The 14,010-nt window shown below is 51.8% G+C and carries 17 protein-coding genes; 14 read left to right on the top strand and 3 right to left on the bottom strand.

Features of this window, described 5'->3' with window-relative positions; all coding sequences use genetic code 11:
• Positions 1 to 5 precede the first annotated feature (5 nt).
• Together mobB and mobA are read right to left on the bottom strand one after the other, a co-directional pair.
• Positions 6 to 1,253, bottom strand: coding sequence for a conjugal transfer protein MobB (gene mobB, locus GD630_RS03520; protein ID WP_143868822.1), 1,248 nt, complete (start codon positions 1,251 to 1,253; stop codon positions 6 to 8).
• Complete coding sequence (mobA, locus tag GD630_RS03515; protein ID WP_143868820.1) at positions 1,238 to 1,660, bottom strand: conjugal transfer protein MobA; 423 nt, start codon at positions 1,658 to 1,660, stop codon at positions 1,238 to 1,240. Before mobA ends, mobB begins: the two co-directional genes overlap by 16 nt.
• Positions 1,661 to 2,225: 565 nt before the next feature.
• Between mobA and GD630_RS03510 the strand changes: the two genes are divergently transcribed.
• The 14 genes from GD630_RS03510 (at position 2,226) to GD630_RS03445 (ending at position 13,328) form a co-directional block, all read left to right on the top strand.
• Entirely contained in the window at positions 2,226 to 3,008 is a 783-nt protein-coding gene (locus GD630_RS03510) for a ParA family protein (RefSeq protein WP_143868816.1), read from the top strand.
• A gap of 1 nt (position 3,009) precedes the next feature.
• Positions 3,010 to 3,438, top strand: coding sequence for a DUF3408 domain-containing protein (locus GD630_RS03505; RefSeq protein ID WP_143868815.1), 429 nt, complete (start codon positions 3,010 to 3,012; stop codon positions 3,436 to 3,438).
• 2 nt (positions 3,439 to 3,440) lie between these two features.
• Positions 3,441 to 4,103: a hypothetical protein gene (locus GD630_RS03500; protein ID WP_143868813.1), complete on the top strand. Its 663-nt coding sequence runs from the start codon at positions 3,441 to 3,443 to the stop codon at positions 4,101 to 4,103.
• 170 nt (positions 4,104 to 4,273) lie between these two features.
• Positions 4,274 to 4,570: a DUF4134 domain-containing protein gene (locus tag GD630_RS03495; RefSeq protein WP_005856081.1), complete on the top strand. Its 297-nt coding sequence runs from the start codon at positions 4,274 to 4,276 to the stop codon at positions 4,568 to 4,570.
• A gap of 10 nt (positions 4,571 to 4,580) precedes the next feature.
• Positions 4,581 to 4,916, top strand: a complete 336-nt coding sequence (locus GD630_RS03490; RefSeq protein WP_010803765.1) for a DUF4133 domain-containing protein — start codon at positions 4,581 to 4,583, stop codon at positions 4,914 to 4,916.
• A complete protein-coding gene (locus GD630_RS03485; RefSeq protein WP_143868811.1) occupies positions 4,913 to 7,426 on the top strand; it encodes a TraG family conjugative transposon ATPase in 2,514 nt (837 codons plus the stop codon). The genes GD630_RS03490 and GD630_RS03485 overlap by 4 nt, the downstream gene beginning before the upstream one ends.
• Before the next feature lie 11 nt (positions 7,427 to 7,437).
• Positions 7,438 to 8,064: a DUF4141 domain-containing protein gene (locus GD630_RS03480; protein ID WP_143868809.1), complete on the top strand. Its 627-nt coding sequence runs from the start codon at positions 7,438 to 7,440 to the stop codon at positions 8,062 to 8,064.
• 19 nt (positions 8,065 to 8,083) lie between these two features.
• Positions 8,084 to 9,079 (top strand): conjugative transposon protein TraJ, encoded by a 996-nt coding sequence (traJ, locus tag GD630_RS03475; protein ID WP_085931159.1) that lies wholly within the window; start codon positions 8,084 to 8,086, stop codon positions 9,077 to 9,079.
• Between the two features lie 23 nt (positions 9,080 to 9,102).
• The gene (gene traK, locus GD630_RS03470) at positions 9,103 to 9,726 is read left to right on the top strand and encodes a conjugative transposon protein TraK (RefSeq protein WP_143868807.1); all 624 of its coding nucleotides are present in this window, start codon (positions 9,103 to 9,105) and stop codon (positions 9,724 to 9,726) included.
• 4 nt (positions 9,727 to 9,730) lie between these two features.
• Positions 9,731 to 10,027 carry a TraL conjugative transposon family protein gene (locus GD630_RS03465; RefSeq protein WP_143868805.1) on the top strand — a complete coding sequence of 99 codons (297 nt, stop codon included), beginning with the start codon at positions 9,731 to 9,733 and terminating at the stop codon, positions 10,025 to 10,027.
• Positions 10,005 to 11,312: a conjugative transposon protein TraM gene (traM, locus tag GD630_RS03460; protein WP_143868803.1), complete on the top strand. Its 1,308-nt coding sequence runs from the start codon at positions 10,005 to 10,007 to the stop codon at positions 11,310 to 11,312. Before GD630_RS03465 ends, traM begins: the two co-directional genes overlap by 23 nt.
• Before the next feature lie 33 nt (positions 11,313 to 11,345).
• Positions 11,346 to 12,281 (top strand): conjugative transposon protein TraN, encoded by a 936-nt coding sequence (traN, locus tag GD630_RS03455; RefSeq protein ID WP_143868801.1) that lies wholly within the window; start codon positions 11,346 to 11,348, stop codon positions 12,279 to 12,281.
• A 2-nt stretch (positions 12,282 to 12,283) separates the two neighbouring features.
• Complete coding sequence (locus tag GD630_RS03450) at positions 12,284 to 12,865, top strand: conjugal transfer protein TraO (RefSeq protein ID WP_143868799.1); 582 nt, start codon at positions 12,284 to 12,286, stop codon at positions 12,863 to 12,865.
• 13 nt (positions 12,866 to 12,878) lie between these two features.
• Positions 12,879 to 13,328: a DUF3872 domain-containing protein gene (locus GD630_RS03445; protein ID WP_143868797.1), complete on the top strand. Its 450-nt coding sequence runs from the start codon at positions 12,879 to 12,881 to the stop codon at positions 13,326 to 13,328.
• 199 nt (positions 13,329 to 13,527) lie between these two features.
• On the opposite strand, the gene GD630_RS03440 is transcribed toward GD630_RS03445, so the two are convergent.
• On the bottom strand, positions 13,528 to 14,010 hold the full coding sequence (locus tag GD630_RS03440) for a DUF7258 domain-containing protein (RefSeq protein ID WP_143868796.1): 483 nt from the start codon (positions 14,008 to 14,010) through the stop codon (positions 13,528 to 13,530).

Raw genomic sequence — 14,010 nt, 5'->3', positions numbered from 1 at the left:
TTAAGTTAGTCAATGCGCCTTGTGCGCTTCTTTTTCTTCTTTCTCTTTTGGCGGGCGGTGTCCTGCGGCTCGTCACCGCCTGATACACCGCCGCCCAGCAAACCGCCGAAAGCACCCAGCACGGAAGCCACGCCCGAAACAATGTCGGCTTTCGGCGTGAAGCCCGGCTGTTCCTGATGTGCGGATTGTTCCTGCCGTATATCCGTTTTTCTTTCATCGGAATACAGGTCGTTGAACACGTTCGCCGAATACTCCTTGCCCAAGCGAGAACCGTTCAGCACCACCCGGCTGTCGTGGTCGATGAACGTAACGCCATAGATGCGCCCGCTGTCGTTCTGACGAAATACCACGTCAATGCCCCGCTTCTTTAACTGCTGTTCCAGTTCCTTGCGGCTGCGGGTATTCCTCACGGCATCGGCTACAATCTTCCGGGTACGCTCTTTCAGTTTCCCGTTCTTGATTGCTTCGCCCGATTTCTCCATTCTGCGCTGTACCGCTTCATAGCCCACCGACTTGCCTATACGGGAAGCCTTTACCGGGTTGCCCGCCTTTTCGCTCTTGTCATTGGTAGCGGAATAGACAATGCCCTGATAGGGTTTGCCGTTTACCTCGCCTTTGACTTCCTCGGCACATATATTATAGGTGGCAAGCAAAGCCTTGTACTCCCCGAACGACTGGAAACGGTAGCCGTAGCAAGCCGCTTTCACGGTATTGCCGATTTGGTGCTTCACGTCCCCGGCGGTGTAGTCCACCTTTTTAAGTTCCGGGCGTTCCGTCCTCGCTTTCTTCTCTGCCGGGTGCAGGTTATATTTCCGCTCCAGTTCACGGGTGATTTGCTTGCTGCGCCGATGCTCGAACCTGTCATTCAGCGGTCTGCCGTTCTCGTCCACCCGCAACCCGACGATGTGGATATGGTGGCGGTCGATGTCTGTGTGCTTGTACACCAAATAAGGCTGGTCGCCATAGCCCAATTTCCGCATATACTCCCGTGCGATGTCGGAAAGCTGCTGGTCGGTCAGCACGTCTTCCGGGTGCGGGTTTATGGAAATATGCAGTATCGGCTTCTTGGTGGATAGCTGGACGGGCATCTGCATCTCAAAGCTGCGCATACACTCGCCGATGCTGAAATGCCCGTCCTCGCTTAACAGCATCCGGTTGGAGAAAAGCACCTTTGCTTCCTCGCTGTCCACTTTGTTTTGGTTGTAAGCCAGTGCGCCGAACATATTGCCGCCCGTGCTTATTTTGGCAACCATAGCTCCTTACATTCATTGGTTAATGCAATGACTTGGCGGTTCAGTGCCGCCAGTTCGGTGGTCGCTTTCTCCAGTTTATAGAGAAAAGCCAGTGCCTTTTTCTCCGAAAAGTTACTGTGCAACGCCTTTACAACTTGGTTGTAATTGACCGCTACGGCTCTGAATTGTGCATAAAATTCAGTCAGCCGGGTGCAGTATTCTACCGCTGACTTCTCTACTTTCACCACCCGGAACGGCTCGCCGAACAATCGGGCGGCGATGAAACGGGACTTGCTCGTAACGCCCGACTGCTCCCATTGCGAGAGGAAGCGGGCGTTCTCCCGGTCGTTCAGGTAAAGGACATGGCGGTGCTTCGCCGGGTCTGCGAGGACGGGGCGACCGCCCCTGTTGGGTTTTCTTGTTTCCATACTTCTTTGAATTAAAAAATTACGACTTCGGAGTGATTTTTACCCCCGCAAGGGGCAAGGCGTTTTCAGGCACGGAAAACGGTTTTGTAGCATACAAAACACACCTTGCTATTTTCTGACGAAAATCGAAATCCGTCACGGACGGATTGGGGTTAGCGTGGAACGGTAAGCCCTGCCGCTCACCAGCCCGGTTTTACACCTCCGCCCCCTGCGGTTCGTTACTCCGCTGCAAAGTAACGGTGATTTATAATGCTGTAAAATAGGCGGTTGGTGGACAAATCGAGACAGCACAGGACAAATCGGGACAAGGTTTTCAGGGGACGTTTTTTCTCCCTTTTTTTGCATCGGATTTCAAGATTGAAAGAAAGATTGAAAGAAATATTTCAATCAGGAAAGAATGATTGAAAGCATGATTTCAAGAAAACATGATTGCAGGATTTCAATATTTCAAGAAAGAATGAAAGCAGGAAAGCAAGATTGAAATAAAACAATCTTTCAATATTTCAAGATTGTAACATGGAAAGAATGAATGATTGAAAGCAATAAATAAATCTATCAACCAATAATGAACGAAAGCAATATGGAAAACGAGAAAACACCCCTTTATGTCGCCTTTTCCACCCAAAAGGGCGGGGTCGGCAAAACCACCTTTACCGTGCTGGCGGCGAGTTACCTCTACTACCTCAAAGGCTACGATGTGGCGGTGGTCGATTGCGACTACCCCCAACACTCCATTGCCGGGATGCGCAAGCGGGATGCCGAGCAGGTAGGGGCGGATGAAGATTACAAGCGCATGGCGTATGAACAGTTCACCCGGCTGGGGAAGAAAGCCTACCCGGTGCTGTGCAGTTCCCCGGAAAAGGCAATCGCAACGGCTGACGAATATATAGCCGCCGGACACGTGCCGGATATAGTGTTTTTCGACCTGCCCGGCACGGTGAACAGCGAGGGCGTGATAAACTCCCTCGCTGGCATGGACTACATCTTCACCCCCATTTCAGCCGACAAGGTGGTGCTGGAAAGCAGCCTGTCGTTCGCAATGGCTATCCAAAAGCTATTGGTTAAGAATGAAGCCTGCCGACTTGCCGGGCTGTACCTCTTTTGGAACATGGTGGACGGGCGGGAGAAAACAGACCTTTACACCGCCTATGACAAAACCATAAAGGAACTGGAACTGCCGCTGATGAAAACCTTTATCCCCGACACCAAACGCTACAAAAAGGAACTGGTAGCAGATAAAAAGGCGGTGTTCCGCTCCACGCTCTTTCCCGCCAGCCGCCCGCTGTTAAGGGGAAGCAACTTGGAAGAACTGATAACCGAAATAGTGTACTACATCAAATTACAATGATATGGCAAAGCAAAGCGGCGGGATGCCGAAGATAGACGAGGATTTCATGAAAGAACTTATCTCGCAGGGCGTACCCGCCAAGCGGGAGAACCAGCCGGATGATGCACCGCAGCCCGGCGGCGAAACGGAAACCGCCCACGAGGGACGGCAGACTGAAACGGTGCGGGTGGAGAAAACGACAAACCGCAAGCGCAAGGGCGGTTCGGGTGACTACCGGGAAACCTACTTTCAGAAAGTGGAACTGGCAGACCGACAGCCCTTGTACGTGAGCCGTACCACGCACGAGAAGCTGATGCGTATCGTGACGGTGATAGGCGGGCGCAAGGTGACGGTAAGCAGCTACGTGGAAAACATTCTGCTGCGCCACTTCGAGCAGTACCAAGACGAGATAAACACCTTGTACGAAAGCAATTTTCAAAAGCCTGTTTGACTATGGTAATCTATGGCATATTTACCGGGCTTTTGGTGTACTATATCGCCCTATGGCTGTGGTATCGCTACACGGACAGCCGGACATTACCGGGCAAAACGGATGATGCGCCGCTTCCACGAAACGGGATTTCAGGCTACACGTTGATAGGTGAAAGCCGATACAAGGGCGGACTAATCGGGACAGCGCAGGACAAATCGGGACACCTCCCGCAAGCGGTTGAAAATGATACTATTTTTGCGCCGCAAGCTGACAGACAGCCGGAAGAAAACATTCCGGAAGCAGCAGCCGAAGCGGAAGAAACACCCGGTTACGAGAATGACGAACCCGACTACGAGGACGAGGAAATAGCCGGGTACATGGACGGTGACGATGATACCGGGCGGGCTACGGGCGTGAGCTTTGACGAACTGGGCGAAGCGGTACGCACGGCGAACACCGACAACTCCACCGAAGCGGAACAGCGGCAAGCCGCCGGGACGCTGGCAAGTATTGAGGGGACGAACCTCTACGATGCGGTGGTGGAGAACATCAACGGCGGGCTGGCAAAGGTGGCGGAACTGCTGGGGCGCAACGAAGCGGAACTGGCTACGGCTGCTGTCCCTGCCGGAACTGGCAATACAAGCAAGGAACACGAAGCGTTCGACATGAACGACTTCCTTTAATATAATAATGTATAAGACTAACAACATGAAACAGCGTGATTACGGTTGATTGGCAACCCTAAAACCAACAGACGGCATCCGTGCCGCAGCCACTAAAATTTCAAGTTATTCATCCGCCGGGTGACAGCGGACTATCCACCCGCTACCCCGGCATTAAAATCCAATTCGCAATGAAAAAGAAAATCTTTTTGTCAGCGGCTATCCTTGCCGCTGCGGTAAGTGCCTACGCACAGGGCAATGGGCAGGCGGGCATCACCGAAGCCACGAACCTAATCACCGGGTATTTCGACCCCGGAACAAAATTGGTGTACGCAATCGGGGCGGTCTGCGGACTGATTGGCGGGGTAAAAGTGTATAATAAGTTTAGTTCGGGCGACCCCGACACCTCAAAGACCGCCGCCAGTTGGTTCGGGGCGTGTATCTTCCTGATTGTCGCCGCCACTATCCTACGGTCATTCTTCCTATAAACCAGCGGCTATGTCTGAATATCCGGTAAACAGGGGTATCGGAAAGCCGGTGGAGTTCAAGGGGCTGAAAAGCCAGTACCTCTTTATCTTTTGCGGCGGCTTGCTTGCCGTGTTCGTGGTGTTCATCGTCCTGTTCATGGCAGGCGTGAACCAGTGGCTATGTATCGGTTTCATCGTGTCGGCTTCGCTGCTGCTCGTGTGGCAGACGTTCCGGCTGAATGCCCGATACGGTACACACGGGCTGATGAAAGCTGCCGCCCGCAAAAGACACCCACGCTTCATTATCAGCCGAAAGGCGATACCCCGGCTGTTCAACTACAAAAGAAGAAAGGAAGAAAGAACATGAGGAATACATTAAAGGCTACCACGCTGGAGAGGAAGTTTCCCCTTTTGGCGGTGGAGAACGGCTGCATCATTTCAAAGGATGCCGACATCACGGTGGCTTTCCGGGTGGAACTGCCCGAACTGTTCACCGTCACCAGTGCCGAGTACGAAGCCATACATTCGGCATGGTACAAGGCTATCAAGGTGCTGCCCGACTACTCCATAGTACACAAGCAGGACTTCTTCATCAAGGAGAACTACCAGCCCGACACCGAAAGGGACGAGCTTAGTTTCCTGTCCCGGAGTTTTGAACGGCATTTCAATGAACGCCCGTTCCTGAACCATTACTGCTACCTGTTCCTGACGAAAACGACAAGGGAAAGAAGCCGCCGACAGAGTGACTTCTCCACCCTCTGCCGGGGCAGGATTGTACCGCAGGAGATAGCCGACAAGGAAGCGGCAACAAAGTTCATCGAAGCGGTCGGGCAGTTTGAACGAATTATGAACGACAGCGGTTTTGTCACCCTTACCCGGTTGGCGGCATCGGAAATCACCGGGCAGGACGGAAAGGCGGGCATCATCGAGAAATACTTCTCGCTATCACAGACCGATACCACCTGCCTGAAAGACATCGGACTGTACCCGGAAGAAATGCGTGTCGGGGACGATATACTGTGCCTGCACACGCTTTCGGATGTGGAAGATTTGCCCGGCAAGGTCGGGACAGATACACGGTTTGAAAAGCTGTCCACCGATAGAAGCGATTGCAGGTTAAGTTTTGCCGCCCCGGTGGGCGTACTATTGTCGTGTAACCACGTCTATAACCAGTATATTTTCATAGGCGACCACGCCGAGAACCTGAAGAACTTCGAGCAGACCGCCCGGAATATGCAATCACTCTCCCGCTATTCCCGTGCCAACCAAGTGAACAAGGAGTGGATAGACGAGTACCTGAACGAAGCCCACAGCAAGGGGCTTGTATCGGTACGCTGCCACTGCAACGTCATGGCATGGAGTGACGACCGGGACGAACTCAAACGCATACGCAACGATGTGGGAAGCCAGCTTGCCTTAATGGAGTGCAAGCCACGCCACAACACGGTCGATACGCCCACGCTCTTTTGGGCGGGCATACCCGGTAACGAAGCCGACTTCCCCGCAGAGGAAAGTTTCTACACATTTTTGGGGCAGGCTCTATGCCTGTTCGTGGAAGAAACGAACTACAAGAGTTCGCTTTCGCCGTTCGGTATCAAAATGGTGGACAGGGTAAGCGGTCGCCCGCTACACATCGACATATCGGATTTGCCCATGAAGAAAGGCATCACGACTAACCGCAACAAGTTTATACTTGGGCCAAGTGGTAGCGGGAAGTCTTTCTTCACCAACCACATGGTGCGCCAGTATTACGAGCAGGGTGCGCACGTGCTGCTGGTAGATACTGGCAACAGCTACTTGGGACTGTCCCAGCTTATCCACAACCGCACGCACGGCGAGGACGGGATTTATTTCACCTACACAAACGAAAACCCGATAGCGTTCAACCCGTTCTATGTCGAGGACGGGGTATTTGACATCGAGAAGAAAGAGAGTATCAAGACCCTTATACTCACCCTGTGGAAGCGGGACGATGAAGCCCCGAAACGGTCGGAAGAAGTGGCGTTGTCCAATGCGGTAAGTGCCTATATCGAACGGATAGGCAATGACCGTTCGGTAACGCCCTGCTTCAACACGTTCTACGAGTTTGTCCGGGATGATTACCGACAGCGGCTTGTCGAAAAGAACGTCAGGGAAAAGGATTTTGACATCGACAACTTTCTGAACGTGCTTGAACCGTACTATCGTGGCGGTGAATACGACTACCTGCTGAACTCCGACAAGGAGCTGGATTTGCTACATAAACGATTCATTGTCTTTGAATTGGATAACATCAAAGACCACAAGATTTTATTCCCGATAACGACTATCATCATCATGGAAGCCTTTATAAACAAGATGCGCAAGTTAAAGGGAATAAGAAAATTAATCTTGATAGAGGAAGCGTGGAAAGCGATTGCAAGCGCAAATATGGCGGACTACATAAAATATTTGTACAAAACCGTCAGAAAGTATTTCGGGGAAGCGATTGTAGTCACGCAAGAGGTAGAGGATATTATTTCTTCGCCCATAGTGAAAGAGAGTATCATCAATAACTCGGACTGCAAAATCCTGTTAGACCAAAGAAAATATCTGAACAAGTTTGACAGCATACAAAACCTGCTCGGATTGACCGACAAGGAGCGTTCGCAAATATTGTCTATCAACATGGCGAACCACCCCGGACGGAAGTACAAGGAAGTTTTTATTTCGCTGGGTGGTACGCAGTCGGCGGTGTACGCCACAGAAGTTTCGTTGGACGAATACTACACGTACACTACAGAGGAAAGCGAGAAAATGGAACTGTTCGCCCTTGCCGACAAGCTGGGCGGCAACCTTGAACTGGCTATCAAGCGGCTTGCGGAAAGCAAACGTAATCCCCAATCATCAACAACTTAAAAATTAGGAGCATGAAGAAAATAATCCTCTTTATGGCGGTGTGCCTTTGCTTCATCGGCAAGGCATCCGCCCAGTGGGTGGTGTCAGACCCCGGCAACTTGGCACAGGGTATCATTAACACCACCAAGCAGATAGTGCAAACTTCCACCACAGCCAAGAACACGCTGGACGGCTTCATGGAAGCGCAGAAGATTTTCCAGCAGGGTAAAAAATATTACGATGCGCTCAAAGCGGTGCATGACGTGGTTAAGGGCGGTGTCAAGGTGAAGAAGTCCATTGAACTGGTGGCGGAAATCTCCGAAATCTACGTGCGCAATTTCCAAAACATGCTGGCAGACCCGAATTTCACGCCTGACGAACTTTCCGCAATATCGTTCGGCTATGCCAAACTGATGTCGGAAAGCTCGGACGTGTTGCAGGACTTGAAAAATGTAGTGAACATCACGGGTATGTCGCTGACGGATGCCGAACGGCTGGCAATCATCGACAACGCTTATCGAAGTTTGCTCAACTACCGCAATCTCGTGAACTACTACACCCGCAAGAACATATCCGTGTCCTACCTGCGGGCGAAGAAGAAGAACGACACCGACCGGGTGCTGGCTCTTTATGGCTCGGCGGATGAACGCTACTGGTAACATATAAATCGGTACGCCTATGTTATTAGCAGCAGTGGATTTTGACAACCTGCACCAAGTGTTGCGGGTGCTGTACGATGAAATGATGCCCTTGTGCAGCAACATGACGGGGGTAGCCAAAGGGATAGCCGGGCTGGGAGCTTTGTTCTATGTAGCCGCCAAAGTGTGGCAGTCGCTCGCTCGTGCCGAACCCATAGACGTGTACCCGCTCCTGCGCCCCTTTGCGCTGGGGCTGTGTATCATGTTTTTTCCAACTTTCGTGTTGGGGACTATCAACACGGTATTGTCGCCAGTGGTGAAAGGGTGCAACCAGCTTATGGAAACGCAGACTTTCGACATGAACGAGTATCGGGCGCAGAAAGACCGACTGGAATATGAAGCCCTGATGCGAAGCCCCGAAACGGCTTACCTCGCATCGGACGAGGAATTTGACAGGCAACTGGAAGAACTGGGCTGGTCGCCCTCCGACATGGTGACTATGACGGGTATGTATATGGACAGGGCGGCTTACAACATCAAGAAGTCCGTCCGGGACTGGTTCAGGGAATTGCTGGAAATGCTCTTTCAGGCGGCGGGGCTGATTATTGACACGCTGCGCACGTTCTTCCTAATCGTGTTAAGCATACTGGGTCCGCTGGCGTTTGCGATTTCCGTCTATGACGGTTTCCAAAGCACGCTGACCCAGTGGATTTCACGCTATATCTCCATTTACCTGTGGTTACCCGTGTCTGACTTGTTCAGCAGTGTGCTGGCTCGCATACAAACGCTGATGCTCCAAAAGGACATTCAGGAACTTTCAGACCCGAATTTCATTCCTGACGGGAGCAGCACCGTGTATGTAATCTTTATGATTATCGGCATTGTGGGCTACTTCACCATTCCAACGGTGGCAAGCTGGATTGTGTCGGCTGGCGGTATGTCCGCCTATAACCGCAACGTGTCGAAAGCCGGGTCGGTCGCCGGGGCTGCGGTTGGCGCAGTCGGTGGAAAAGTATCGGGAAAACTACTCAAATAAACAACATCAAATTTTTAAAGGATATGGAATTTAAGTCATTGAACAACATCGAAACGAGTTTCCGGCAAATCCGGCTCTTTGCGCTGGTATTCATCTGCCTGTGCGCACTGGTGACGGGCTTTGCCGTGTGGAACTCGTACAGCTTCGCCGAGAAGCAGCGGCAGAAGATATACGTCCTCGACAACGGCAAAAGCCTGATGCTGGCACTCTCGCAGGACATGGCACAGAACAGACCAGTGGAAGCCAAATCACACGTGCGGCGTTTTCACGAACTGTTTTTCACCTTATCGCCCGACAAGGGGGCTATCGAAAGTAATATCAAACGCTCGCTGTTCCTTGCCGACAAGACCGCTTTCAACTATTACAAGGACTTGGCGGAAAAGGGTTACTACAACCGGGTGATTTCGGGGAACGTCACGCAGACGGTGGAGATTGACAGCGTGAAGTGCGACTTCAACCAGTACCCCTACAAGGTGAACACCTACGCCCGCCAGTTGATTGTCCGGGAAAGCAGCCTGACGGTGCGCAGCCTTGTAACCTCGTGCCGCCTGCTCAACGCCACACGGAGCGACAACAACCCGCACGGCTTCATCATCGAAGCGTTCACCATTACCGAGAATAAGGATTTACAAACTGTCAAAAGATAACCGTATGGAAAGGAAACAGAGTTATATCGGAAAAGTACAGGACTGGACGGACGACCGCCTGCGCCGTATGTGCGGACGGATTACGCCGGGCAAAAGGCTGGCGGTTATCCTCGTGATGTTCTTCTTTTTTAGTGGCTTGTCTATCTATATCACCGTTTCATCAATCTACAACATCGGGAAACGGGACGGGCAACGCCTGCAAATAGAACATATCAGACAACTGCCATTGCAAGGCAATGACACAATCAACAGTATCAACCCATTAAACAGACCGGAATATGGAAGAAGTACAGAAGAATGAGAACGGCACGACCTTACCGCAGACGGACGGGAAGCCCGAAAAGAAGCCCAAACGGGAACTGACACCCCAACAGATACAGCAGCGCAGGAAAATGATAGTCTTCCCGCTGATGTTCCTCGCCTTTGCCGGGTGCATGTACCTGATATTCGCCCCCTCCGGCAAAGAGAATATGAATATGGAGAGCGTGGGCGGCTTCAACGCCGACATCCCCCTGCCCGCAGAGGACGGTATTATAGCCGACAAGCAAAAGGCATACGAGCAGGCGATGATGAACCGCAAGCAGCAGGACAAGATACAATCCTTGCAGGACTTCGGTTTCACGGGGGACAATGAAACCGAAGAACCGCAGACGGAAATCGACCTGATGCCGGAAGAAGATGCGCAACCCCGGCGGGGCGGCGGTGCTTCTTCGGCAAACGCCTACCGGGACATCAACCGCCAGTTAAGCACGTTCTACGAAACCCCGGCGGTGGACGAGGAAAAAGAGGAATTGAAGCGGCAGGTGGCGGAACTGACCGACCGACTGCAACAACAGCAGAACGCCACGCCCACCACTGACGACCAAATGGCTTTACTTGAAAAGTCCTACGAACTGGCGGCAAGGTATATGAATGACGGCAGGCAAGTGGCGCAAGTACCCGTAACGGGCGGCATTGAACGCAAGCCGGATGCGGTGGCGGTGCAGGCAATCCGAGAAACGACCGTATCGGGATTGCAGCAGCCCATGAGCGATGCCGACTTCATCCGGGCGTACAACCAGTCCCGCAACTACGGCTTCAACACGGCGGTAGGCACGGGTTACGTTATGGGAAAGAATACGGTAGCCGCCTGCATCCACCAAGACCAAACGCTGACGGACGGGCAGGCGGTGAAACTCCGGCTGCTTGAACCCATGCAAGCCGGGAACATCGTTGTACCAAAGAATACCCTTGTAGCGGGTACGGCAAAGGTGCAGGGCGAACGGCTCGACATAGTGGTGTCCTCGATTGAGTACGCTGGCAACATCATCCCGGTGGAGCTTGCCGTGTTCGACACGGACGGGCAAAAGGGGCTTTCCGTCCCGTCCTCAATGGAGCAGGAAGCGTTCAACGAAGCTATGGCGAACATCGGCAGCGGGCTGGGTACAAGCATTTCCTTTGCCCAAAGTGCCGGGCAACAGGTGGCTATGGACGTAACAAGGGGCTTACTGCAAGGAACGTCCGGCTATTTTGCCAAGAAGTTCCGAACCGTGAAAGTGAAGCTGAAAGCCGGGTACAAGGTGATGCTTTACGCCAAACAACAATAACCATTTTATCAACCGTTAAAATTTTAATTAACAATGAAACAGATTTTTGTAATGTTCGCCCTCTTGCTGGGTGTGTGTGCGGCAAACGCACAGGAAACCGATACCGTGAAGTATGTAGCGGGCAACGATTTGTACTGGGGGATTACCCGGAAACTCCCGTACCGCCAAATGGTAACGCCCTACGGCGTGGAAGTGACCTTTGCCAAGACGGTACATATCATCTTCCCCGCCGCCGTCCGCTATGTGGATTTGGGAAGCAACCACATCATAGCGGGCAAGGCGGACGGTGCGGAGAACGTAATCCGGGTGAAAGCCACGACAGAGGGCTTTCCGGGCGAAACGAACTTCTCCGTCATTTGCGAGGACGGCAGTTTCTTTTCGTTCAACGCCAAGTACGCCCGTGAACCGGAAATGCTCAATATCGAAATGAAAGACTTCTTGGAGAACGAGGACACCAGCGACTTTTCGCATACACGCATGAATATCTATTTTCGGGAACTGGGTAATGAAAGCCCGCTGTTGGTGAAGCTGATAATGCAGAGCATATACAAGAACAATGACCGGAAAGTGCGCCACTTGGGTAGCAAGCGTTTCGGCATACAGTTCTTAATCAAGGGGATTTACACCTATAACGGGATGCTCTACGTGCATACGCAGACGAAGAACAGTTCCAACGTGCCTTTCGATACCGATTTCATCAAGTTTAAGATAGTCGATAAGAAAGTACCCAAACGCACGGCTATTCAGGAAACGGTGTTGGATGCAGTCAGAAGCTACAACGAAGTGATAGAGATTGTCGGGAAATCGACCGTCCGCACGGTGTACGCCCTGCCGAAGTTTACCATTCCTGACGACAAGCTGCTGTTGGTGGAACTCTACGAGAAGAACGGCGGGCGGCATCAGGTTATCCGGGTAGAAAATTCCGACATCGTGAATGCGGAAGTGATTAACGAACTCAAAATCAAATAAGGATGAAACGGTTTCTATTTATCGGAATACTCTTTGCGCTGTGCCTGCATTTCAACCAGGCACACGCACAAAGATACCTGCCGGGTATGAAAGGCTTGCAGGTCACAGCGGGCATGGCGGACGGGGTACATTGGAACTCCGACACGGATTTTGCCTATCACATCGGGGCGGCATACAGCGTTTACACCAAAAATGCAAACCGCTGGGTGATTGGCGGGGAATACCTGCACAAGAAGTATGACTACAAGGATATGCAGATACCAGTCGAACAGTTCACCGCAGAGGGCGGCTATTACCTGAAATTCCTTTCGGACAGGCGAAAGACTTTTTTCCTCTCGCTGGGATTGTCGGCACTCGCCGGGTATGAGGTGAGCAACAAAAGCGAAAAACTGCTGCCGGACGGTTCTACCTTGCTGGATAAGGACTGCTTCATTTACGGCGGTGCGCTCACGCTGGAACTGGAAGCCTACCTGACCGACCGGGTGGCTCTGCTGCTGAACGCAAGGGAACGGGCGTTGTTCGGCTCGGACATAGGCAAGTTCCACACGCAGGTATCTTTGGGACTGAAATTCATTATCAACTGACCGCTATATAATAATGTATATGAAGAATGTAATGTATAAAATCATCATGGGCTGCTACATCGTGGCCGCCCTTGTGCTTGTCACCGCCTGTAATGACAGTTTGGATATTCAGCAGGCGTACCCGTTCAGCATCGAAACGCTGCCAGTACCCAAAAGGCTGAAAGTCGGGGAAACCGCTGAAATACGCTGCCAGTTGGTGCGTGAGGGTTACTATCAGCCGACTACCTATCAGATAAGGTACTTCCAGCCGGACGGCAAAGGGAAGCTGGAAATGGATAACGGCACGGTGTTCCTGCCCAATGACCTTTACCCGCTGGAGAAAGAAACATTCCGGCTCTACTACACCTCGGCATCGACAGACCAGCAGACGATTGACATTTATATTATCGACAGCTTCGGACAGATGCAGCAACTTTCGTTCTCGTTCAATAATGACAACAGCGAGGATGAAGAACCGGAATAGCCATGCGGCTGTTCGTTAGGATATATACCAGCCTTATACACAATGATACGCAAAGCGTAAATATTGGGCAGACAGCCCGCCGGGAAGCATCGGCGGGCTGTTTCCATGATAGGGAAACGAACGGCTTCTTTGTTACTTTCTTCACCCGCTGGCAGGCTCACGGAAGAAAGTAACGGCGGCAAACAGCCGCCGTTCTCTATCAACTGATTTTAAGGCTCTTTATGGACGTGTATTTCTCTAGCCACACCTTTACCTGTTCCATATTGTATTCGCCCGTGATAATTGCCGTATGGTCGTCTATGGCTACAAACCGGACACTCTCGTAGCTGTTTACCCAGCCTTGCAGGGAACAGACACCCCACGCCGCCGCATCTTCAAAAATACTGCGGTCTATTTGGCTGATTGGCTCACCGAAAACTACCGTCATTGTCTGAAAGTCCGGTTTGTCCTCCAGCAGTTGCAAATGGCGCAACGTGCCGAACTCGTCAATTTTACGCCCCCACGCCCCCACATCATTATATAAATCATCGCCCCACTGGTGCGGGTGGTCGAAGCGTACTTTTACCTCTATGGTGTGTTCGTTTTCTTCTGTGTCCTCGATAACGCCCGTTACCATTAAGCCCGTAAAAATACACTCGCAACGCTTGCCGATAAGCTCCTTGTTTACTTCTGTCGTTTTCAT

Origin of the sequence: Bacteroides zhangwenhongii (genome assembly GCF_009193325.2) — a bacterium.
Taxonomy (GTDB): Bacteria; Bacteroidota; Bacteroidia; order Bacteroidales; family Bacteroidaceae; genus Bacteroides; species Bacteroides zhangwenhongii.
Note: the sequence above shows the minus strand (reverse complement) of the source record. Positions and strands in the feature narration are given on the sequence as shown.